19 protein-coding genes are annotated in these 18,975 nt (G+C 54.1%); 9 read left to right on the top strand and 10 right to left on the bottom strand.

Translation table 11 applies throughout. The features are described from left to right. From AABB92_RS12805 to AABB92_RS12835, 7 genes are read right to left on the bottom strand one after another with little or no spacing between them, the layout of a single operon-like run. Window positions 1-2,097 carry a flagellar biosynthesis protein FlhA gene (locus AABB92_RS12805; RefSeq protein WP_046289469.1) on the bottom strand — a complete coding sequence of 699 codons (2,097 nt, stop codon included), beginning with the start codon at window positions 2,095-2,097 and terminating at the stop codon, window positions 1-3. Next, on the bottom strand, window positions 2,084-3,217 hold the full coding sequence (gene flhB / locus AABB92_RS12810; protein WP_046289468.1) for a flagellar biosynthesis protein FlhB: 1,134 nt from the start codon (window positions 3,215-3,217) through the stop codon (window positions 2,084-2,086). Before flhB ends, AABB92_RS12805 begins: the two co-directional genes overlap by 14 nt. Further along, the gene (gene fliR / locus AABB92_RS12815; protein ID WP_031374919.1) at window positions 3,217-3,990 is read right to left on the bottom strand and encodes a flagellar biosynthetic protein FliR; all 774 of its coding nucleotides are present in this window, start codon (window positions 3,988-3,990) and stop codon (window positions 3,217-3,219) included. Before fliR ends, flhB begins: the two co-directional genes overlap by 1 nt. Before the next feature lie 6 nt (window positions 3,991-3,996). Continuing rightward, the gene (gene fliQ, locus AABB92_RS12820; protein ID WP_031374918.1) at window positions 3,997-4,269 is read right to left on the bottom strand and encodes a flagellar biosynthesis protein FliQ; all 273 of its coding nucleotides are present in this window, start codon (window positions 4,267-4,269) and stop codon (window positions 3,997-3,999) included. 2 nt (window positions 4,270-4,271) lie between these two features. Further along, window positions 4,272-5,024 carry a flagellar type III secretion system pore protein FliP gene (gene fliP, locus AABB92_RS12825; protein ID WP_031374917.1) on the bottom strand — a complete coding sequence of 251 codons (753 nt, stop codon included), beginning with the start codon at window positions 5,022-5,024 and terminating at the stop codon, window positions 4,272-4,274. Then, a complete protein-coding gene (locus AABB92_RS12830; RefSeq protein WP_031374916.1) occupies window positions 5,021-5,422 on the bottom strand; it encodes a FliM/FliN family flagellar motor switch protein in 402 nt (133 codons plus the stop codon). The genes fliP and AABB92_RS12830 overlap by 4 nt, the downstream gene beginning before the upstream one ends. Further along, the gene (locus AABB92_RS12835) at window positions 5,415-6,296 is read right to left on the bottom strand and encodes a FliM/FliN family flagellar motor switch protein (protein WP_031374915.1); all 882 of its coding nucleotides are present in this window, start codon (window positions 6,294-6,296) and stop codon (window positions 5,415-5,417) included. The genes AABB92_RS12830 and AABB92_RS12835 overlap by 8 nt, the downstream gene beginning before the upstream one ends. A 480-nt stretch (window positions 6,297-6,776) precedes the next feature. Here AABB92_RS12835 and AABB92_RS12840 point away from each other — a divergent pair, with 480 nt between their 5' ends. Genes AABB92_RS12840 through AABB92_RS12880 form a run of 9 tightly spaced genes read left to right on the top strand, consistent with a single transcriptional unit; the run spans window position 6,777 to window position 15,749 of the window. Then, a complete protein-coding gene (locus AABB92_RS12840; protein WP_031374914.1) occupies window positions 6,777-7,808 on the top strand; it encodes a sigma-54 interaction domain-containing protein in 1,032 nt (343 codons plus the stop codon). Window positions 7,809-7,829: 21 nt separating this feature from the next. Continuing rightward, window positions 7,830-8,204 (top strand): flagellar hook-basal body complex protein FliE, encoded by a 375-nt coding sequence (gene fliE, locus AABB92_RS12845; protein WP_031374913.1) that lies wholly within the window; start codon window positions 7,830-7,832, stop codon window positions 8,202-8,204. 10 nt (window positions 8,205-8,214) lie between these two features. Continuing rightward, window positions 8,215-9,879, top strand: a complete 1,665-nt coding sequence (gene fliF, locus AABB92_RS12850; protein WP_046289467.1) for a flagellar basal-body MS-ring/collar protein FliF — start codon at window positions 8,215-8,217, stop codon at window positions 9,877-9,879. Beyond that, window positions 9,854-10,888 carry a flagellar motor switch protein FliG gene (locus tag AABB92_RS12855; protein WP_031374912.1) on the top strand — a complete coding sequence of 345 codons (1,035 nt, stop codon included), beginning with the start codon at window positions 9,854-9,856 and terminating at the stop codon, window positions 10,886-10,888. Before fliF ends, AABB92_RS12855 begins: the two co-directional genes overlap by 26 nt. 3 nt (window positions 10,889-10,891) lie before the next feature. Further along, window positions 10,892-11,638: a flagellar assembly protein FliH gene (gene fliH / locus AABB92_RS12860; protein WP_046289466.1), complete on the top strand. Its 747-nt coding sequence runs from the start codon at window positions 10,892-10,894 to the stop codon at window positions 11,636-11,638. Continuing rightward, the gene (gene fliI, locus AABB92_RS12865; RefSeq protein ID WP_031374910.1) at window positions 11,631-12,950 is read left to right on the top strand and encodes a flagellar protein export ATPase FliI; all 1,320 of its coding nucleotides are present in this window, start codon (window positions 11,631-11,633) and stop codon (window positions 12,948-12,950) included. The genes fliH and fliI overlap by 8 nt, the downstream gene beginning before the upstream one ends. Window positions 12,951-12,956: 6 nt before the next feature. After that, on the top strand, window positions 12,957-13,400 hold the full coding sequence (gene fliJ, locus AABB92_RS12870; RefSeq protein ID WP_031374909.1) for a flagellar export protein FliJ: 444 nt from the start codon (window positions 12,957-12,959) through the stop codon (window positions 13,398-13,400). A gap of 1 nt (window position 13,401) precedes the next feature. Then, window positions 13,402-14,778, top strand: coding sequence for a glycosyltransferase family 2 protein (locus AABB92_RS12875; RefSeq protein WP_031374908.1), 1,377 nt, complete (start codon window positions 13,402-13,404; stop codon window positions 14,776-14,778). 35 nt (window positions 14,779-14,813) lie between these two features. Beyond that, the gene (locus AABB92_RS12880; RefSeq protein ID WP_031374907.1) at window positions 14,814-15,749 is read left to right on the top strand and encodes a hypothetical protein; all 936 of its coding nucleotides are present in this window, start codon (window positions 14,814-14,816) and stop codon (window positions 15,747-15,749) included. Between the two features lie 57 nt (window positions 15,750-15,806). On the opposite strand, the gene AABB92_RS12885 is transcribed toward AABB92_RS12880, so the two are convergent. From AABB92_RS12885 to AABB92_RS12895, 3 genes are read right to left on the bottom strand one after another with little or no spacing between them, the layout of a single operon-like run. Then, entirely contained in the window at window positions 15,807-16,448 is a 642-nt protein-coding gene (locus tag AABB92_RS12885) for a class I SAM-dependent methyltransferase (protein ID WP_046289465.1), read from the bottom strand. Window positions 16,449-16,470: 22 nt separating this feature from the next. Next, entirely contained in the window at window positions 16,471-18,756 is a 2,286-nt protein-coding gene (locus AABB92_RS12890; protein WP_031374906.1) for a glycosyltransferase, read from the bottom strand. Further along, a complete protein-coding gene (locus AABB92_RS12895; protein ID WP_161797059.1) occupies window positions 18,753-18,893 on the bottom strand; it encodes a hypothetical protein in 141 nt (46 codons plus the stop codon). The genes AABB92_RS12890 and AABB92_RS12895 overlap by 4 nt, the downstream gene beginning before the upstream one ends. Window positions 18,894-18,975 lie beyond the last annotated feature (82 nt).

An 18,975-nucleotide genomic window follows, 5' to 3' on the forward strand; every position in this document is an offset into this window, starting at 1 on the left:
TTACGCCAGCGTACCCACAATGGTTAAATCTGCGTCATCCGGTACCTCGTTATAGGAAAGCACGTGCAGGTTGCTGGCAAACAGCCGACCATAGCGTGCAATCAGCGGCCGTAGCTGCGGCGTGACCAGCAGCAACGGCGGCATACCTTTCGCTTTCATCTGCTCCTGAATCACCGGCATGGTATTTTGCAGCTGCGTGAGGATATTCGGATCGACCGCAAAACTGTCCAGCGCCACTTTCCCTGCCTGCTGGGACTGATTGAGTGCCCCGAGCAAAATATTTTCCAGCGCATTATCAAGGGTGTAGGCAGCCAGTTTTTGCCGGTCACCGTTGATGGCATGAATAATGGCCCGACGTAGCGCGTAGCGCACATCCGCCGTCAGCAGAATCGGATCTTTGGTGACCGCAGAGCTTTCCAGCAGCGTTGAGGCGATGGTGACAATATCTTTAAGCGACACCTGCTCCAGCAACAGCTGGCGATAAATACGCAGCAGCAGGCTGAAGCTAAGCGCGTTGGTCAGATCTTCTGCCAGCTTAGGTGCCTGAGAGGCCAGACCGGCGTGCAGATGGGTAATGTCGTCGTAATTAAACAGCTCCGGCAGATTTTCGCGGGCAATTTTATTCACGTGTGTGGCGACGACGCTGGCACAGTCCACCACCTGATAGCCCAGATTCAGCGCTTTGGCTTTTTGTTCGGCGTCGATCCAGACGATAGCCATGCCATAGGCAGGATCGGTATCCAGCACGCCATCAATTTCACCGTAGAGTTCAGCGCCAGGAATTGCCATCAGCTTTTCGGCATACACTTCACCAAGTGCGGTACGTATGCCGTTGATGTATATCGCATACTGGGCGGGCTTCAGGCGGAAGTTTTCGCGGATACGGATCTCAGGCAGCAGCACACCGCACTGCTCCGATACCACCTGGCGAACTCCCCGAATACGTTGTGACAGCGGGCTGCCTTTTGCTGAATCAATGAGCGTCACCAGCTTATACCCCAGATTCAGCCCGATGGGTTCGACCAGAGGGATGCTTTCCCAGCTAATCGCAGGCATGGCATCCGTTGAGAGTGCCTCATTGATGGCATCGTAATCCGTTTCTTCTGCCGCAGGTTGTACGACCTTGCTCTGACGCCAGGCGGCAAACAGCAGCAGCGCAGTGAAGCACAGAAAGGCGATGTGCGGCATTCCCGGCACAATCGCCAGGATAAACATCACGAAGGCGCCGGTATAAAGCACCTGCGGCTTGGCCAGCAGCTGTGTTTTGATCTCGTCGCTGACGTTATCCCCGTCGCTGACGCGGGTAACGATAATCGCCGCGGCGGTGGCTAACAACAGGGAAGGGATCTGCGCAGCCAGACCATCACCGATGGTCAGCAGCACGTACTGCTGGAAGGCGTGGCTGGCATCAAGGCCGTATTTGAAAATACCGATGCAGATCCCGCCGATAACGTTAATCACCAGCACCATAATTCCGGCGATGGCATCGCCGCGCACAAACTTGGAGGCCCCGTCCATCGCGCCGTAGAAATCAGCCTCTTTCGAGACCTCTCTGCGGCGTTCGCGCGCCTGGTTCTGGTTGATAAGCCCGGCGTTAAGATCCGAGTCGATCGCCATCTGTTTGCCTGGCAACGCATCCAGGGTAAAGCGGGCGGAGACCTCCGAGATACGTTCGGCCCCTTTGGTGACCACCACAAAGTTGATGATCATCAGGATGATAAAGACCACGAAGCCGACGACGAAATCGCCGCCGATCACCACCTGACCAAAGGCCTCGATGACCTTACCTGCGGCACCTTCCCCCTCATGACCGTGCAGCAACACCACGCGGGTAGAGGCCACGTTCAGGGTGAGTCGCATCAGCGTCGTGATCAGCAACAGCGTCGGGAAGACGGCAAAATCCAGCGGGCGTTGCATGTTCACCGCGACCAGCAATACCACCACTGCCAGCACAATGTTGAAGGTGAATAAGATATCCAGCATCAGCGGTGATAACGGCAACATGATCATCGCCAACACGCTCAGGAGTAATATCGGAACGCCCACGTGTCCTTTACGGAGTATGGCAAGCATCTGCTGTAACTTACTGTTCGCCATCGGCTTTTAAGACCTCTTTTGGAATGGTTAGCTGCCTGTTCAGGCGGGGTTTCTGTTCAAGCTGGCCGGTACGCCAGGATTTCAGCTGCATGACATAGGTCAGCACATGCGCAATGGCGCGGAAAAGCTGGGCGGGAATTTGCTGATTCACGCGTGTGGTGTGATACACGGCACGTGCCAGCGGTGGAAACTCCACAATTTCGATCTGATGATGTCTCGCCACGTCACGAATATGCAGCGCAATATCGTCCATCCCTTTGGCGACGATGTAGGGCGCTTCGGCTTTGTTCGGGTCATATTTCAGCGCCACGGCGTAGTGCGTCGGGTTGGTGATAATGACGTCCGCATCCGGCACCGTGCGGCTGATTTGCCCCATCGCCATCTGACGCTGTAGCTGGCGAATACGTCCCTTTATTTGCGGGTTGCCGTCGTTGTTCTTGTACTCTTCTTTCACCTCTTGCCTGGTCATGCGCAATTTTTTGGTGAACATGAATTGGGTTAACGGCACGTCCAGCAGGGCGAAAACCACAATGACGGAAATGAAACAGACCAGCACGTGATGCAGGATGCCAAAGCCCTGATGTATCGCCTGGTTTAAATTCAGGCGTTGCAGATGCAACAACGGATTCAGCGAGCTGTGTACCATGGTGTACAGCACGGCGAGGATGATGCCGCACTTGAGCATCATCTTGGCAACGTCTACATAGTGGCTGCTGGAAAACATCCGCTTTACACCGCTGATGGGGCTGAGTTTTTTAAAGTCCGGCTTCAGCTTTGAAACGGTAAAAACCCAGCCTCCCGGCACCAGGCTTGCTACAACGCAGGCAAGAGGAATGGGAACCAGCGTGGCGATAAAGCGCAAAAATACCCAAACGTTGAGCAGTAAAAACTGGTTTAGCATTCCTTCGTCATCCAGCCGGCCGGCCATCATCCCCACCGCGGTGAAAGACTCTTCGATAAGCTGTTTGTAGTAGGGAAAAAAGGTTGTCATGGTGATAAACGACGCCAGCAGGCCCACCGCCATGGTGAGATCTTTGGAGCGCGGCAGGTCCCCTTTTTCGCGCGCTTTGCGTCGCTTTTGCGCCGTGGGTTTTTCGCTTTTATCTCCGCCGCCAGACATTACTGGCTCCTCACGGCTTCGAGTCTGGCCAGGATGTCATTGGTCAGATTGAGATAGTGGTCGGGAATATTGGTCATCATCATTGAGATACAGAGCAGGCCAAACAACATGCTGATCGGAAAGCCCAGCGAGAAGAGGTTAAGGGTCGGGGAAACGCGGTTGAGTAGCCCAAACCCGCCCTGCACAATCAGCATGACAAAGGTGGTCGGGATCGCAATCAGCGTGGCTGACGTCATAATCCAGCCCAGACTTTTCACAATCAGTAACAGGGTAGGTTGGTTGATCGCCTGGCCGATGGGCCACCAGATAAAGCCTTTATAGAGAATGGTTACGATCAGCAGGTGCCCGTCCATGATAAAAAAGAGCAAACCACAGAAGGTGTAGATCAGCTGGGAAATCACGGTGGTCGAGCTGCCGTTCACCGGGTCGTTCATCATCGCCATCCCCAGACCCATATTCATCGACAAGATGTGTCCTGCGGTTTGCAGTGCGACAAACACCAGCTGCATTGCCATCCCGAACAGCATTCCCCACAGCAGTTGCTCCCCCGTCAGCAGGATGGTACGCATCGACATCAGTTCGGTCAGCACCACCTTTTCGGGCAGCATCGGCGTGATGATGACGGCCAGCGCCAGCGCCAGCACGGTTTTGATCCGCCGACTAAAGGCGCGGTTATCCAGCACCGGACAAAAATGCAGAAACGCCAGAATGCGGAAGAAGGGGAAGACCAACGCCAGCAACGGGTTAATCAGCGCATGAATATCGATACCCATTGCCCGTTAACCCACCAGTGCCGCGGCCTGCTGAAAAATATTGACGGTGAAATCCACCAGTTGGGTAAGCATCCATTTACCGCCAATAATCAGCACTGCCAGCGTCACCAGAAGGCGGGGCAGGAAGCTCAGCGTTTGTTCGTTAATTTGCGTGGTAGCCTGAAAGATACTGACACACAGGCCGACAATCAGACTCGGTATAATCGCGACGGCGGAGATCACCAGCACCAGCTTAATGCCGGTGGCCATGATGTCTCCGGCGATGTCCATCGTGACCATGGCTATAGTCCCTGTACGCTGGAGGTCAGCGTGCCGACGATCAGCGTCCAGCCGTCACACAGCACAAACAGCATCAGCTTGAAGGGCAGCGAAACAATCAGCGGTGACAGCATCATCATCCCCATCGCCATCAAAATACTGGCGACAATCAGGTCAATGACCAGGAAAGGGATATAAATCATAAAGCCTATCTGGAACGCTGTTTTCAGCTCGCTCAGCAGATACGCCGGCGTCACGACGGTTAAGTCCTGCTGTTTCGGCTCCCCGGTGACGCCCGCAATCGTCATCATCTGTGCTATCGCCTTATTGCTGGTCTGCGCCAGCATAAAGTGCTTCAGCGGCAGTTCGGCTTTGCCAAATGCCTGCTTCATGGTGATTTCGTCATTCTGAAACGGCACGATGGCATCCTGATAAATGGTGGTCCACACCGGACGCATCACCAGCAGCGTCAGCGCCAGCGCAATTCCCGTCAGGATTTTGTTGGGCGGGCTTTGTTGCAGACCCAGCGCCTGACGCAAAATAGCCAGCACGATAATGAAGCGTGTAAAGCAGGTCATCATCATCAACATGATCGGCAGCAGACCCAGCAGGGTCATCAGGATCAGGATTTCAATTTTGACGTTGTAGTCCTGGCCGCCGTCGGTGATGGCTGAGCTGAACAGCGTGATGTCGCCATTGGCGGCCAGCAGCTGCGGAGAGAAAAGCAAACCGCCCAGCAACAGCCAGGGCAGGGCGGTACCAGGGCGGAAAATCATGGGTTCAGCTCGCCCAGTTCTTTGCTGTTGAACTCAAGAATGCGCAGGCCGTATTTATCGTTCAGCACCACGGCTTCCGCCTTGCCAAACAGAATGCCGTTTACCTTGATGTCCAGCGGCTCGCCGGCCATCTTATCAAGCTCAATCACCGAGTCATGTTCCACGTGGAGCAGATCGGCCAGCGAAACCTCAACGGAGGCCACTTCCAGCGTGAGCGTGACCGGAATACGGCTAAACAGCGCCATCTTGCGCAGGTCGTCAATAGCGGAAGAGGATTCGGGTTCCGCCTGGAGATCCAGACGAATATTGCCCTCAACGGTCTCTTCACGTGGCATCTCTGTGAGATTCAGGTCGCCAAAATCCAGGGACTGGCTCAGGTCTTGTTGCTGGTCACTCATAATGCTTCTCAATGGTTCTGTCGTTAAATTCACAGAGTAATAAATTGCCGCGATCTTCTGCGATTCTGGCGTCAAAAATCTGTTCTTTTCCGATATAGACCGGAATGCTTTCGTTAATGTTTACCGGGATAATGTCACCGGGCCTGATCTTTGCGAGCTGGGCAATGGTCAGGTTAAGGCTGGCGACATGCCCGCTGAACTTCAGCGGCAGGGAGTAAAACAGGCGTTCAATCTGTGCCGGCGTTGGCGACATCTGGCGGCTGGCCTGAGGGTCACTGCCGGGCGAACGCAACGTTGCCAGCATCTGGTCAACATGGGCGCTATCAAACAGCAGGGTAAAGCTGCCTTCTTCGTATCCCTCCAGCGTGAACGTGACGCACCATGACCACTGGTTAATTACCGTGGTGTTATCACTTTTAATCTCAACGTCCTGGCCAAAAATTTCTTTATCAATAAGCAGTCGGGTCAGGTCCAGACCAATTTTATTTTTTAGCCGGTCTTCCGTTTTTGTCATCGGCTGATTGATATCCAGCGATTTAGTCCGACTCTCTTTTCCCAGACCGTAGTAATCGTGGAGGATCTGTAATAACAAATTCCTTTCTATGCTGAATGCGATCGAACCGAACGGTGTTGAAAAAAGTTGCGTATTTTTATAGTGCTGATCGATGGCAAAGGACATCGACTTTAATGAAACGTTAACGCGAAGCTTTTTAATGAAATAAATGCTCAGCCGCGCATCGAATATATCAAAGTTACCGTTCATTAATTTTGGCAGCTTATGCCAGGGGCGCCCAAGCTTGCTCACATCGAGCTTTACCATATCGGGGAGTGCCTGACGCTGGTAGATTTTTATTCTCTGAGGAGCTGCTGACATAGGGTCTTCCGCATAACGATCGCCTCATAGCCTCTTTCTGAAGTGACGGGAAAGTTTGCTTATGGGCAAAAAAATATCTAAGTTCTGTTTAACCGTGTCGCTTTGTAAGTGAGTTGGTTTGCCTGTCATAAAGCTCCAGCGCGGAGGGCTTTATTAAGGGTGTGAATTAGACGCTGTTTAAAGGGCGTAATCAATACGCTATGGATTATTAATTCGTTATTTAAGGATGATTAATTTCCATTAATAATTTTCGTAAGTTACTGAAATTTCAAGATTAAACTTTTAATACCCATTAAAAACAAGACAATTCTTATTGCATCACTATAATGCGCGAAAGTCATGAATTTACACGATGTAAAAGAGTCGGTTAATTCACGTTGTCCTTATCGAATACTTGCCTTTATATATGTGTGCCAGCAATGGCGCATTGGGCCCGTATGCGCTTCAGCTAACAATTATCTTAAATGTTGGTGAGTTGTTATGAGTATTGTTATTGAACATGAAGTACGTGATGAAAATGGATTTGTTGCCAGCGCGCCAGAAAGCGTAAATGTATTTTCATTGGCTCGCCGTGTTGCTAAATATAACGTATCGGTACTTATTACAGGTGAGACAGGTACCGGTAAAGAGTGTGTATCGCGTTACATCCATGAAAATGCCTTAGGCAGCGATGCTCCCTACGTTGGCGTCAATTGCGCCGCAATTCCGGAAAGTATGCTGGAGGCTGTTTTATTCGGCTACGAAAAAGGCGCGTTTACCGGGGCGGTGACCAGCGTTGCCGGTAAGTTTGAGCAAGCCAATGGCGGAACGCTGCTGCTGGATGAAATAGGAGATATGCCGCTGGCACTGCAGGCGAAATTACTGCGCGTGCTGCAGGAGCAGGAAGTGGAACGACTGGGAAGCCATAAAAAGATCCCACTGGATATTCGACTGGTCGCCTCCACCAATAAAGATTTGCAGCAGGAAATTGCCGAGGGGCGATTTCGTCAGGATCTGTTTTATCGTATTTCCGTGGTGCCGATTCATATTGCGCCTCTGCGGGAACGCCGCCCGGATATTATCCCGATGGCGCTGCGCTTTATTGCAAAATATAAGGCATTCCACAAAGGCAATATTCGTTTAAGCGACGATGCCCGTCATGCGCTGCTGGCCTATGACTGGCCTGGCAACGTGCGTGAGCTGGAGAACGTCATCCAGCGTGGCATGATTTTGAGCAACGGAGACGTGATCGCTGCGAAAGATTTTGGTCTGCCGGTGTCGACGCCGCTGCCCCCGGTCTCTGCGGTCGATTTAATGCCTGCCTACCGTGAACCGCAGGCTGCACCGGCTGCCATTGATAACGTTAAACATCACGGCCGGATGGCTCAGTATCAGTACATCATTGAGTTACTGAAGCGTCATAAGGGCAATAAGTCCAAAACGGCTGCTTTCCTGGGGATAACACCGCGTGCTTTACGCTACCGACTCGCGTCAATGCGTGAAGAAGGTATCGATATCGAATGCTACTCGTAACGCACGTCAGAGAATAACGCTATGGACAAAATTACCGCCATTGGGATGCAGGCCCGCCAGCAGGCCATGCTGGACAGAATGCATAACACGGCTGCCGTTGCCTCTTCAGGCGGGCTAAATAGCACTGCACTGATAGCGCTGGGAAGAGATCTCCCGGGCGTCACCGGAGCCGGTCAACCCTCCTTTTCGCAAGTCCTGAATAATGCTATCGACAACGTCGATGCCATGCAGCACGCAGCAGGGGAAAAACAACAGGCCATTGAGCTGGGTCGTAGCGACGATCTGGCCGGGGCAATGATCGAATCGCAGAAGGCCAGCGTGGCGTTTTCCGCCATGCTGCAGGTGCGTAACAAACTCACCACTGCGCTCGACGAAGTGATGAATACTCCGCTGTAAGGTTCCCCTCGTGCTGACAAAGTTAAAAGATAAGTTTTCCGCGTTACTCCTCCCGCAAAGCCGCCTGAAACCACACTGGCTGATTGCGGCCGGTGCCGTACTGCTGACCGGGGCCATCGTCTTCTCACTCTGGCGCAGCAATCAGGGCTACGTTGCGCTGTACGGTAGCCAGGAGAAGCTGCCGATGGCGCAGGTGGTCGAGGTGCTGGGCGCTGAATCCATCGCCTACCGTATCAACCCGGACAACGGCCAAATCCTCATTCCTGAGGATAAATTACCCCGGGCACGTATGGCGCTGGCGGCCAAAGGCATCACCGCTGTGATGCCGGACGGCTATGAGCTGATGGACAAAGAAGAGATGCTCGGCAGCAGCCAGTTTGTCCAGAATGTGCGCTACAAGCGCAGTCTGGAAGGCGAACTGGCCCGCAGCATTATGGCGCTCGATCCGGTTGAGAACGCACGCGTTCACCTCGGGTTGAGCGAATCCAGCTCGTTTGTGATGACCAACAAACCGCAAAGCAGCGCGTCGGTGATGCTTCAGCTGCGCTATGGCAAGCAGCTGGATGAACAGCAGGTGGCGGCCATTGTCCAGCTTGTGGCAGGCAGTGTGCCTGGGCTACAGGCCGCCAGCGTGCGGGTGGTGGATCAGGCCGGGAATTTACTGTCGGAGAACGGGCAGCAGAGCGGCAGCAATATGGCGAGCATCCGTCAGGGACGCGACGTTATTGATCGCATCAGACGTGAAACGATCGGAAACATTGCCGGTCTGTTGACGCCGCTGTTTGGCAGCGAGAACTTCCGCATCAGCGTAACGCCTGACGTCGATATGAGCAGCGTGGAAGAAACGCAGGAGCGACTGGGCAAACAGCCGCAAATCAGCGATGAAAACATTTCGCGGGAAAATACCACCAATGAACTGGCTATCGGCATCCCTGGCTCACTGAGCAATCGCCCCGTTAACTCGCCTGCGCAGCCGGTTAACCCGCCGGCGGGGCAGACGCAGACCCAGACCCAGACGCAAAACAGCAATCCTTCTTCACTCTCCAGCCGCAGCCAGGAGCAGCGTAAATACGCTTTCGATCGCGATATTCGTCATATCCGCCATCCGGGTTACAAACTGGAAAAATTGCGGGTCGCGGTGGCTCTCAACCAGGCGGCACCCTCGCTGGCCAGCATGACGCCAGAGCAACTCACCGCCCTGACCCGGCTGGTGGAAGAGGCGGCCGGTATTGAAAAAGCGCGCGGCGATTCACTGACGCTGGACAAACTGGCCTTCGTCGAAAGAACGGTGGAGGGTCTGCCGGACATGAAGTGGTGGCAGGACCCGGACATTCAGTACTGGGGACAAAATGGCGGTATCGGCTTGTTGATTCTGCTCACGCTGCTGTTTGGTCTGCGTCCGCTAGCTCAGCGCTATGGGCGTGGTGATCTGGCTGAGCGTGTTGCCCTCGAAGAGAGCAATGAGATTGACAACCATCAGGAAGCTACCGACGCCAGTCTGACCGGCCTGCCGCGACAGGCATTCAATCAGGACCCGGAATTACCGCCGCAAAGTTCGGGTCTGGAAACCAAGGTGGAATATCTGCAAATGCTGGCCGAAAACGAAACTGAACGTATGGCCGAAGTACTGAAACAATGGATCAACAGCAATGAGCGAACTGACAGCAAATCATAGCAGTAAAGGTAGCGTGAAAACGGGGCGCAGCCGGCTGGAACAGGCAGCCATTTTGTTGCTCAGCGTTGGCGAAGAGGCGGCGGCGAAAGTGATGCAGAAAATGAACCGCGACGAGGTGATCCTGCTCAGCGACACCATGGCGCGTCTGCACGGCGTCAAGGTCGATCACGCCCGTCACGCGATGAATAACTTCTTTGATGATTACCGCGAGCATAGCGGGATCAACGGAGCGTCGCGCAGCTACCTGCGCGGCATTCTGGAGAAAGCGCTGGGGGGTGAAATTGCCAGCAGCGTGATCAACAGCATCTACGGGGATGAGATCCGCCACCGTATGGCGCGCCTGCAATGGGTGGATGTGCCGCAGCTGGCGGCCCTGATTGAGCAAGAGCACCTTCAGCTCCAGGCGGTGTTTCTGGCCTTCCTGCCGCCCGATGTGGCCGCCGGAGTTCTCAGCGTGCTGTCGCAGGAGCGGCAGGATGAAATCGTCTGGCGCATTGCCCGTCTCGACGATGTTAACCGTGATGTGATTGATGAGCTGGACAGGCTGATTGAACGCGGCGTGGCGGTGTTGTCCGAACACGGTTCGAAAGTGATCGGCATTAAACATGCCGCCAACATCGTTAACCGTATTCCGGGTAACCAGCAGCAGCTGCTGGAACAGCTGCGCGAGCGCGATGCCGAGGTGGTGGATGAGCTGGAACAGGAGATGTACGAATTCTTTATCCTCAGCCGCCAGACGCCTGCCACCCTGCAACGTCTGATGGAAGAAATCTCCATTGAAGAGTGGGCGATTGCGCTTAAAGGTACCGAGCCGATACTGCGCCAGGCCATCTTCAATGTGATGCCAAAACGTCAGGTGACTCTGCTGCAATCGACCACTACGCGCCTTGGCCCTGTACCGGTCAGCCGTGTGGATCACGTGCGTAAAGAGATTATGGCTACGGTACGCCAGCTGGCGGAAGAGGGCGAAATTCAGGTTCAACTCTTTGCCGAGCAGACCATGGAGTAACCGATGTATCAAAAAAAGAGTTTACCGTTAAGTGCGCTGACCTCCAGCCGTCAGGCGGTGATAAAACCCCGCCTGCATAAGTTTCCGCCGCTGCGTAAGCGTCACCAGCTGCAGCATCGGCCCGATGACGCGCATCCCGAGACAGATGATGCGGCGCTTCAGGCGCAGTTTCAGCAGGGTTTTCAGGATGGGTTGAACAGCGGCTTCGCACAGGGTCTGGAAGAGGGCAAAAGCGAGGGCTATCAGGAAGGGCTGCGCCTCGGCTTTGACGAAGGGGTCCGTAAGGGGCGTTCCGAGGGCAAAGTGCAGGCGCACCAGCAGTTTCTCGACGCCGCCCAGCCGCTGAACAGCATTATCGCGTCGATGGAATCCTTCATGGCGAACTATGAACAGCGTCGCCGCGAAGAGCTGCTGCAGCTGGTGGAAAAAGTCACCCGCCAGGTGATCCGCTGCGAGCTGACCCTGCATCCCACGCAAATTTTAGCCCTGGTGGAGGAGGCGCTTAACGCGCTTCCGCAGCAGCCGGAGCAGGTAAAAGTCTTACTGAACAGTGAGGAACACCGCCGGATCAGCGAAGCAGAGCCGGAAAAAGTGGCCCGCTGGGGCTTAACCGCCGATCCCGATCTGGCGCCGGGAGAGTGTCGGGTGATCACCACCACCACCGAAATGGATGTGGGCTGCCAGCATCGGCTCGATCAGTGCATGGATGCCCTGAAAGCGAACCTGCTGCCGGAATCGCACGATGAGTAATAACGAATTCGATCAGGTCTTACGCTCGCTGGAAAATATCAACCTGGCGCGTGTCGCAGGCAGGCTGGTACGCGTGACCGGGATTTTGCTTGAGTGCGTGGGCTGTCGCCTGGCCGTGGGGCAACTTTGCGAGATTGAAGGGGTGGAAGGGGAGCTGATTGAGGCTCAGGTTGTGGGCTTCGATCGCGACGTGACCTTTTTAATGCCCTTCAAACAGCCCGCCGGACTGATGGCGGGCGCGCGCGTCTTCCCGCTGGATAAACAGAGCGGGGTGCTGATTGGCGATCAGTGGCTGGGACGAGTGGTGAATGGCCTGGGTGAGCCGATTGATGATCAAGGCAAGCTGACCGGCGATACCCTTTTGCCGCAGCAGCTACCGCAGATTCATCCGTTGAAACGTCAGCCGGTCGACGCGCCGCTCGACGTGGGCGTGCGGGCGATCAACGGCCTGCTGACCATCGGCAAAGGCCAGCGCGTGGGGCTCATGGCGGGAAGCGGCGTGGGCAAAAGCGTGTTGCTCGGCATGATTACCCGTTACACCCAGGCAGAAGTGGTGGTGGTCGGTCTGATTGGCGAACGCGGTCGCGAGGTGAAAGAGTTTATTGACCATTCACTGGGCGAGGCCGGACGGCGTAAATCGGTGATTGTCGCCGCTCCGGCTGACGAATCGCCGCTGATGCGTATCAAGGCGACTGAACTCTGCCACACCATTGCCAGTTACTATCGCGATAAAGGCAAAGACGTGCTGCTGCTGGTGGACTCGCTGACGCGTTACGCCATGGCGCAACGCGAAATCGCGCTTTCGCTGGGCGAGCCGCCTGCCACCAAAGGCTATCCACCCTCGGCGTTTGGGCTGATCCCGAAACTGGTTGAAAGCGCGGGCAACAGTGAAAGCCAGGGTTCAATGACCGCTATTTACACCGTTCTGGCAGAAGGTGATGACCAGCAGGACCCGATCGTGGACTGCGCCCGTGCGGTACTGGACGGGCACATTGTCCTGTCACGCCACCTCGCGGAAGCCGGTCATTACCCGGCAATCGACATCGGGCAGTCCATCAGCCGCTGTATGAGTCAGGTGACCCAGCGCGATCATCAGCGTTCTGCCCGAACGCTTAAGCAGCTTTATGCCGAATATCAGAGCATTAAGCCGCTGATCCCGCTGGGAGGCTATGTGGCGGGGGCCGATCCGCTGGCGGATAAAGCGGTTAACCTCTCTCCGGCGATAACCCGCTTTTTGCAGCAGGAAGTGCAGGATGCGGCGCCACTCGACAAAACCATTGCCGACCTGAACGTTCTGGCTCAGGCAGGATGATGAACGATGAAAAAAATCATTACCACTCTCGAGCAACTTCACCAGATACGCAACCGCGCGGTGAAAGATCTTAGCGCCCGGCTGGTGTCCCAGCAGCAGCTGTGCCAGCGGCTGGAAAAGAATATCCATGCGCTGACTGGTCTGGTGAGCGATCCGGTTCAGGCGCTTGCTGGTGGCGCGACGATGCTCTGCAATCAGTCGGTCTATAAACGCCAGATCCAGCGCGTCATTGACTGGCAAAAGCAGGAGCAGGCGCTGGCGAGCGTCGAGGTTCAAAAGCTGCAGGGCAACCTGCTGGCCGAGTCCCGTAAGGAGCAAAGCCTGGAGAGGGTGCTGGCACAGCGCCGCGATGCGCAACGCCTGGCCAATGAACGTCGCGATCAGAAAACAACCGATGCAGTGTCGGCCCAGTGCTGGCTGCGTCAGCAGCAGGCGAAGCGGCAGCGATAAGATGACGACGAATCTGATGCAGACGCTGCTGAAACGCCAGCAGCAGAAAAAAACGCAGTTGACGCCCTTTGTCAGCGTGGTGTGTCCTACCTGGAACCGACGGGCGTTTCTGCCCTATCTGCTCTATATCTTCCAGTACCAGGACTATCCGGCGGATAAGCGTGAGCTGATTATTCTTGATGACTCCACGCACAGTAACGCCGATCTGATCGCCATGATGGTCGATCCGGCTCTGTGTACGGTGCGCTATGTTCACAGTCCGCAACGGCTTGATTTGGGCAAAAAACGCAACATGCTCAATGAAATGGCGAAGGGGGAGTACATCATTTGCTTCGATGATGATGATTACTATCCGCCGAATAAAATCAGCGCTCAGGTGGCGGCGATGCAGGCCAGCAATGCCCTGTTTTCCGGCAGCGATACGATTTATATCTGGTACAGCCATCTGGATAAAATCTACCAGACTCATTCGTTTGGTGAGCGTCATGCGCTCAACGGCACGTTCGGCTACCATCGCAATTTCCTCAAAAATCATCGCTATGAAGACACCGCGACCCTGGCGGAAGAACAGGCGTTTCTGAATAACTTCACCACGCCGGTGCAGCAGATCGATCCGCGTCAGGCGATCCTCTGTATTTCTCACAGTGACAATACCTACGATAAAGATTTCGTTCTCGGCTCCTCAAAACCGGTTGACCTGACGCTGGAAGATTTCGTTAGCGACCGCAACTTACTGAACCACTACCGACGTTTAAGTCAGGCGCCGCTGAGCGCCGCCGTTGAGTGGCAGGCATTTGACCGGGTGGCGGTGCTTTACGATCCGCAACGTGCCGATGTGCTGGCCGCTCAGATAGAGGCGCTGACGGCGCTGGGAATGGAGGCGAAGCAACTGGTGCCTGTTGCGACCGACCCGCAGCACACTGAACCTGAACGGCACTGTCAGGTGCTTGAACAGGCGCTGAGCGAGCAGTGGGGCAGCGTGCTGATGCTGGATGCGTCGGTCAGGTTTGTGCGTAAAGAGATCTCCCTGAAAACGGTCAATCAGCTGCTGACGCGTTTACCGCATATCGACTGGCAGGTGGTGTTGCTGGGCGCGCGTTACGACAGGATTTCACCGCTCAGGTCACTGCCCGGCGTTGTGCGCGTGCTGGAAGGCGGGTGTGGCTGTGCCTATGCGGTCAACGGACCCTATATCCCGACCCTGCTTGAACATTACCGACAGGCACACGCGCTGGAAACCTGCTGGCCCGCGCAAATGCAGGCTCACTGCTGGCTGGGCCTGCAGCCGAGTTTCGCCTTTTTACCTGAAATACATGACCCGACCAGCGGCACGACGATTGACTGTACCCACTGGTTTTTCCGTAAAAATTTTCAATGATAAATGTCGCCCTTTCAGCGGCCGGAGCAGTTTGTATGGAAATGATTGAACATTACCAACCTGAATACGTGATGCGCTTTAACGATCGCAATGCGCCTTGTGACTGTCCCGCCTGCCAGAGTGGCGCAGACGGCTGGCCTGAAACGCGAGTCACCCTCGGCAACCAGCAGCGCGACAGCCTTAACGCGGCCTGCGAAAGCGCCGCGCGAGAAATTCTGCTCAATCCAGCCGCGTTTCTGCTGCATACCAATGAGGTTGAATCTGGCGCTGAACGCCGGGCTGACCTGTGGAACGAAACGCTCAACCAGCAGTGTATCAATATGGCGGTACACCCGGCGCTGACGCTGGAAAGCAGTCTCTATGCTATTGGCGTGCTGCTCAGCAAGGCACAGCGCTATGTCGATGAAAAACAGGGTGAGCCTCAGCTTCTGGTCACGATGGGTGACGAGCTTTCGCAGCTGGCCGAGGGCGGCATCCTGAATCAACAGTTGGCTCTGCTGCCGACGATCGAGGCGAACCGTGTCAAAGCCCTGGGCGAGATGGGGGCGATGCGCCTGAACCTGAATCTTCCACCGATGCAGAAAATGATGTTCATGCTGAAGCTCAGCGAACTGGCGGTCATGGAGCCGGCGAGGTTACAGGATCGCCTGCGCGAACTGGATGCAAAGCCGATTCCACTGCGGGAGGAGCAACCGCATATTCTGCGTAATATGCTGATTTACCGGCTGTATAGCGAATTCTTCCCGGGTCTGGAAGCGTCCAACTACGGTGAGGCGCTCATGTTGCTGACGCGTCAGTTCTTCCAGTTGAAGATGCTGTGTGCGATGTGGCTGGAAGATAACGGTCAGCTGACTGAGGATGATTTCATTGTCCTGTTCAGCGCATGGTTTGCCTGGCAGCAGCAGGCCATTGCGGTGGAAAAGGCGAGTACCGCGGACTACAGCTTGCTGTGTGGATTGTCGTTAATTTAATTCGACATGGGATTAACGCATATACCGCATGGTATATGCGTTAATCACTGCCTGAATTTATGCCAGTCGTCGGAAAAGGTAGAAATCTGCAAAAGAGGTATTGTTTTGATCGCGGATGTTGAATGGATAGGCGTTAGGGATCCAGTCGAGTAACTCCCATTCTGCTGACTTATGTTTTACGATCCAGTCCGTAAATTTACGGTGACGAACATGTTTAACATGCCCACCCAGCAACGCATTAAGCTTCTCATCATTTGACGCATAGATCGCCACGAAACGTTCTGCGGCGTTAAACAGCGTTTCCATATATTGCGTGAAGACGCCATCTTCAATCAGGTGATAAATCACGTCCAGAGACAGCGCGAGTTCTGCAGTCTTACCCTTCCACTCACTCACCGGATAAAACGCTTTTGAAGTATCGCCGGCAAAACGTTCCCGGCAACGCTGTAACGCATGTTCCGAAACATCGAAGCCGGTATAACGTGGGTAGCGAGACAGGGAGAGCTGGTTTCCGTCCCCACAGCCAAACTCAACCACTGAGCTTATTTTCTCACGCTCGACAAAAGCATTTAGCACCTCAGCCTTAAATTGGGCGAGGCGGCCATAAGAACCCGCGCCAGAGTTACCTGCCAGACGATAGCGGTCGTCCCAGTATTGCGCGGAGTGGCGAAAGGCCAGCAAATTTTCAGTATCAGTCATGGTGTATTCCGGTGCTTCAGACTCAAAGGTTGGTCAGATAAGGCGCGATTGGTGTGTTGTTCAACAGCGCCTGTTTTAAATCGGAAATCATCTGCGGATGCTCCGGCGAATCCGTACGAAGGCTAAACGCCCGGCAATATTTATTCGGGAATGTGGTGGTCAGATAGTCACGCAGAGGGGCGGCATCCAGTGAGGTTGCAACCAGCACCGGCAGACTGGAAAACGGCAATGCCTTATCTGAGATAATAACCAGATGGAAGTTTTTATCCTTCTGCGTGCCAAGGTGCTGGATTTGCTGAAGAAGTTGCTCCAGCGGGGTGGTTATTGCGTCGAGGACGATAACGATATGGTCCAGATCGCAGGCCGCGATCAGAGCCTCATTGCGACGCTGAACAAAGGCATCGATTTCTTTACAGCTCTTGCCCGGAAACAACTTTTCAGGCCGGTACCGGTTGAGCAGCGCCTGGAAGATGCGAAATTCATAGGTGGCATCAACCGGTTTACCTAATCCGGTCAGATTGTCGTCATGGAGTCGATAGAGAATGTTGCACTGAGGGGTAAATGTGATTTGTGCTTTACCCACCGCACGGGACCAGAATTCATAATCATGCGCGCGCAGATAGTGCGTATCGTAGTTCCCCACCTCTGCATAAAGCTTACGGCGTACACAGCAACCGGGATTAGAAATAAAGTTTCCTTGCGGCAGTTGGGTGAGCCAGTTTGCTGGTGGGTGATTAAACAGCGCGAAAAATTGCTTTTCTTCCTGAAGCGTTTCGAGCGCACAGGATATGACATCGGTGTGAGGCCAGCGCTGTATCAGCGTGCGGTAGTGGGTAATGGCGTTAGGGTGTAGTAAATCATCACTATCGAGCCAGACCAGATACTGACCGCGGGCTTCTGAAATACAGCGATTACGGGTATCAGGCGCATTGGTATGAGGTTTACCAACGATACGCAGTCGGGGATCGTTAATATGCTTAAGGCTTGCCAGACTGCCATCCGTTGAACCATCGTCAACCACAACCACCTCGATGTGTCGGTCTCTTTGGTTCAGGGCTGAGCACACGGCAGGAAGCAGATAGCGTTCGCGGTTGAAGCAGGGGATAACGATTGAAAACAGGGTAGAATTGGACATCACAGGCTGCCAGACAGGCGTGTAGCGCTGCGGCAGGTCTTGTTGTGCCAATAGCGTTTGCGCCTCCTGCATGTACTGCTCAGGATGGGCATTGCCTGCTGTTATCTGTTTTACCGCCTCATCGGATGAGAGGAAAAGGTACCGGTCAGGTAAATATTCCGTCAGGCCGCCCTGGGCGTGAAATACAACGGGCTTCAATCCGGCCAGCATCGCCTCAAATACTGCCATACCCTGAGATTCATGGTAGCTGGTGGATAACAGGAACGATTTGCCGACATACCATGCGGCCATCTCATTGGCGGCCAGGGTCCCACAAATGACGATATTACGGCGTAATCCATACACATTGACCAGTTCGCAGAAGCTTTCGTACAGGCACTGATCCTCCACGCGGCCTGCGATGAAAAGTGTGTAACGTGAGTCAATTTTAACCAGCGCCTGCATGACAGGAAGCAGCATGACCAGGTTCTTCTGCGCGGCGAAACGCGCAACACAAGCAATATGCCAGGGATTACGACCCAACGTTGGTTTTATCGCCGCAACATGTCCGGTCAAATTCGGCAGGACGGTCATTTGCAACTGAGACGGAAATTTTTTCCCCATGACCTTGATGAAGCGCTTTTTCATTGCCTCACTGACGAAAACCACTTCGTCAATTGTGTTCCAGTTAGCCTGTAAAAAGGCATCACCATACAGCTCGTAGCGGTGAATACGGCAAACCAGTCGACAATATTTGGGCAACTGGCTGGCGAGGATAATGGCGCCGTCACCCCATTCAAACCAGGCGACATCGCAATGACGCAGGGCATTCAGCAGTCTCTGCTGATTCAATCCCTCACAGCTAAGCGTGGTGACCAGATGACCCTGTTCACTCATCAGGCGCATAACAGGCTTAACAAAATGGAAGTTATCCTGCGTTGCGGTGATAACAATTCGCTGTGCGTTTTCTGATACAGGAGCGAAATAATAGCACTGCTGGTGATCGGCGTGACCGGTGCAAACATAATTTTCACGCCCAAAGTAGAACGCCAGTTCAGTGAATCTGTCCGGGGTCGCGTCTTTGAGAGTTACTGATAACTTATTTTTAGCGGCGTTGTTAAAAATAGTCATCAACTGATCGAGCGGTAACGTTGCGGATATTATCGTTGCATAAAGGTTGCTTTGTTCGCTCATTTAATTTCCCTGATGGCAAAACTTTGTTTTTCTGTCACATCAACCGTCATAAAAATAAATTCCCAGCCAAAGGCAACGCAACATGGGTAAACCGCCGCGATGACGGCACAGCGATAGTCTTTTATAAAATCACTCATCGTATAGTCATGTCCGGAAATGATTCCCCGGCCTTTACTTTTTTTCAACAGGCACATAACTTGCGGATGGTAGTCTCATAGC

The organism is Pantoea brenneri, from assembly GCF_038594305.1.
GTDB lineage: Bacteria > Pseudomonadota > Gammaproteobacteria > Enterobacterales > Enterobacteriaceae > Pantoea > Pantoea brenneri.

Bases quoted from the DNA above. Each gene is read 5' to 3' on its own strand.
- AABB92_RS12805 (WP_046289469.1), bottom strand. From the start codon at position 2,097: ATGGCGAACAGTAAGTTACAGCAGATGCTTGCCATACTCCGTAAAGGA.
- flhB (WP_046289468.1), bottom strand. From the start codon at position 3,217: ATGTCTGGCGGCGGAGATAAAAGCGAAAAACCCACGGCGCAAAAGCGA.
- fliR (WP_031374919.1), bottom strand. From the start codon at position 3,990: ATGGGTATCGATATTCATGCGCTGATTAACCCGTTGCTGGCGTTGGTC.
- fliQ (WP_031374918.1), bottom strand. From the start codon at position 4,269: ATGGTCACGATGGACATCGCCGGAGACATCATGGCCACCGGCATTAAG.
- fliP (WP_031374917.1), bottom strand. From the start codon at position 5,024: ATGATTTTCCGCCCTGGTACCGCCCTGCCCTGGCTGTTGCTGGGCGGT.
- AABB92_RS12830 (WP_031374916.1), bottom strand. From the start codon at position 5,422: ATGAGTGACCAGCAACAAGACCTGAGCCAGTCCCTGGATTTTGGCGAC.
- AABB92_RS12835 (WP_031374915.1), bottom strand. From the start codon at position 6,296: ATGTCAGCAGCTCCTCAGAGAATAAAAATCTACCAGCGTCAGGCACTC.
- AABB92_RS12840 (WP_031374914.1), top strand. From the start codon at position 6,777: ATGAGTATTGTTATTGAACATGAAGTACGTGATGAAAATGGATTTGTT.
- fliE (WP_031374913.1), top strand. From the start codon at position 7,830: ATGGACAAAATTACCGCCATTGGGATGCAGGCCCGCCAGCAGGCCATG.
- AABB92_RS12855 (WP_031374912.1), top strand. From the start codon at position 9,854: ATGAGCGAACTGACAGCAAATCATAGCAGTAAAGGTAGCGTGAAAACG.
- fliH (WP_046289466.1), top strand. From the start codon at position 10,892: ATGTATCAAAAAAAGAGTTTACCGTTAAGTGCGCTGACCTCCAGCCGT.
- fliI (WP_031374910.1), top strand. From the start codon at position 11,631: ATGAGTAATAACGAATTCGATCAGGTCTTACGCTCGCTGGAAAATATC.
- fliJ (WP_031374909.1), top strand. From the start codon at position 12,957: ATGAAAAAAATCATTACCACTCTCGAGCAACTTCACCAGATACGCAAC.
- AABB92_RS12875 (WP_031374908.1), top strand. From the start codon at position 13,402: ATGACGACGAATCTGATGCAGACGCTGCTGAAACGCCAGCAGCAGAAA.
- AABB92_RS12880 (WP_031374907.1), top strand. From the start codon at position 14,814: ATGGAAATGATTGAACATTACCAACCTGAATACGTGATGCGCTTTAAC.
- AABB92_RS12885 (WP_046289465.1), bottom strand. From the start codon at position 16,448: ATGACTGATACTGAAAATTTGCTGGCCTTTCGCCACTCCGCGCAATAC.
- AABB92_RS12890 (WP_031374906.1), bottom strand. From the start codon at position 18,756: ATGAGCGAACAAAGCAACCTTTATGCAACGATAATATCCGCAACGTTA.
- AABB92_RS12895 (WP_161797059.1), bottom strand. From the start codon at position 18,893: ATGAGTGATTTTATAAAAGACTATCGCTGTGCCGTCATCGCGGCGGTT.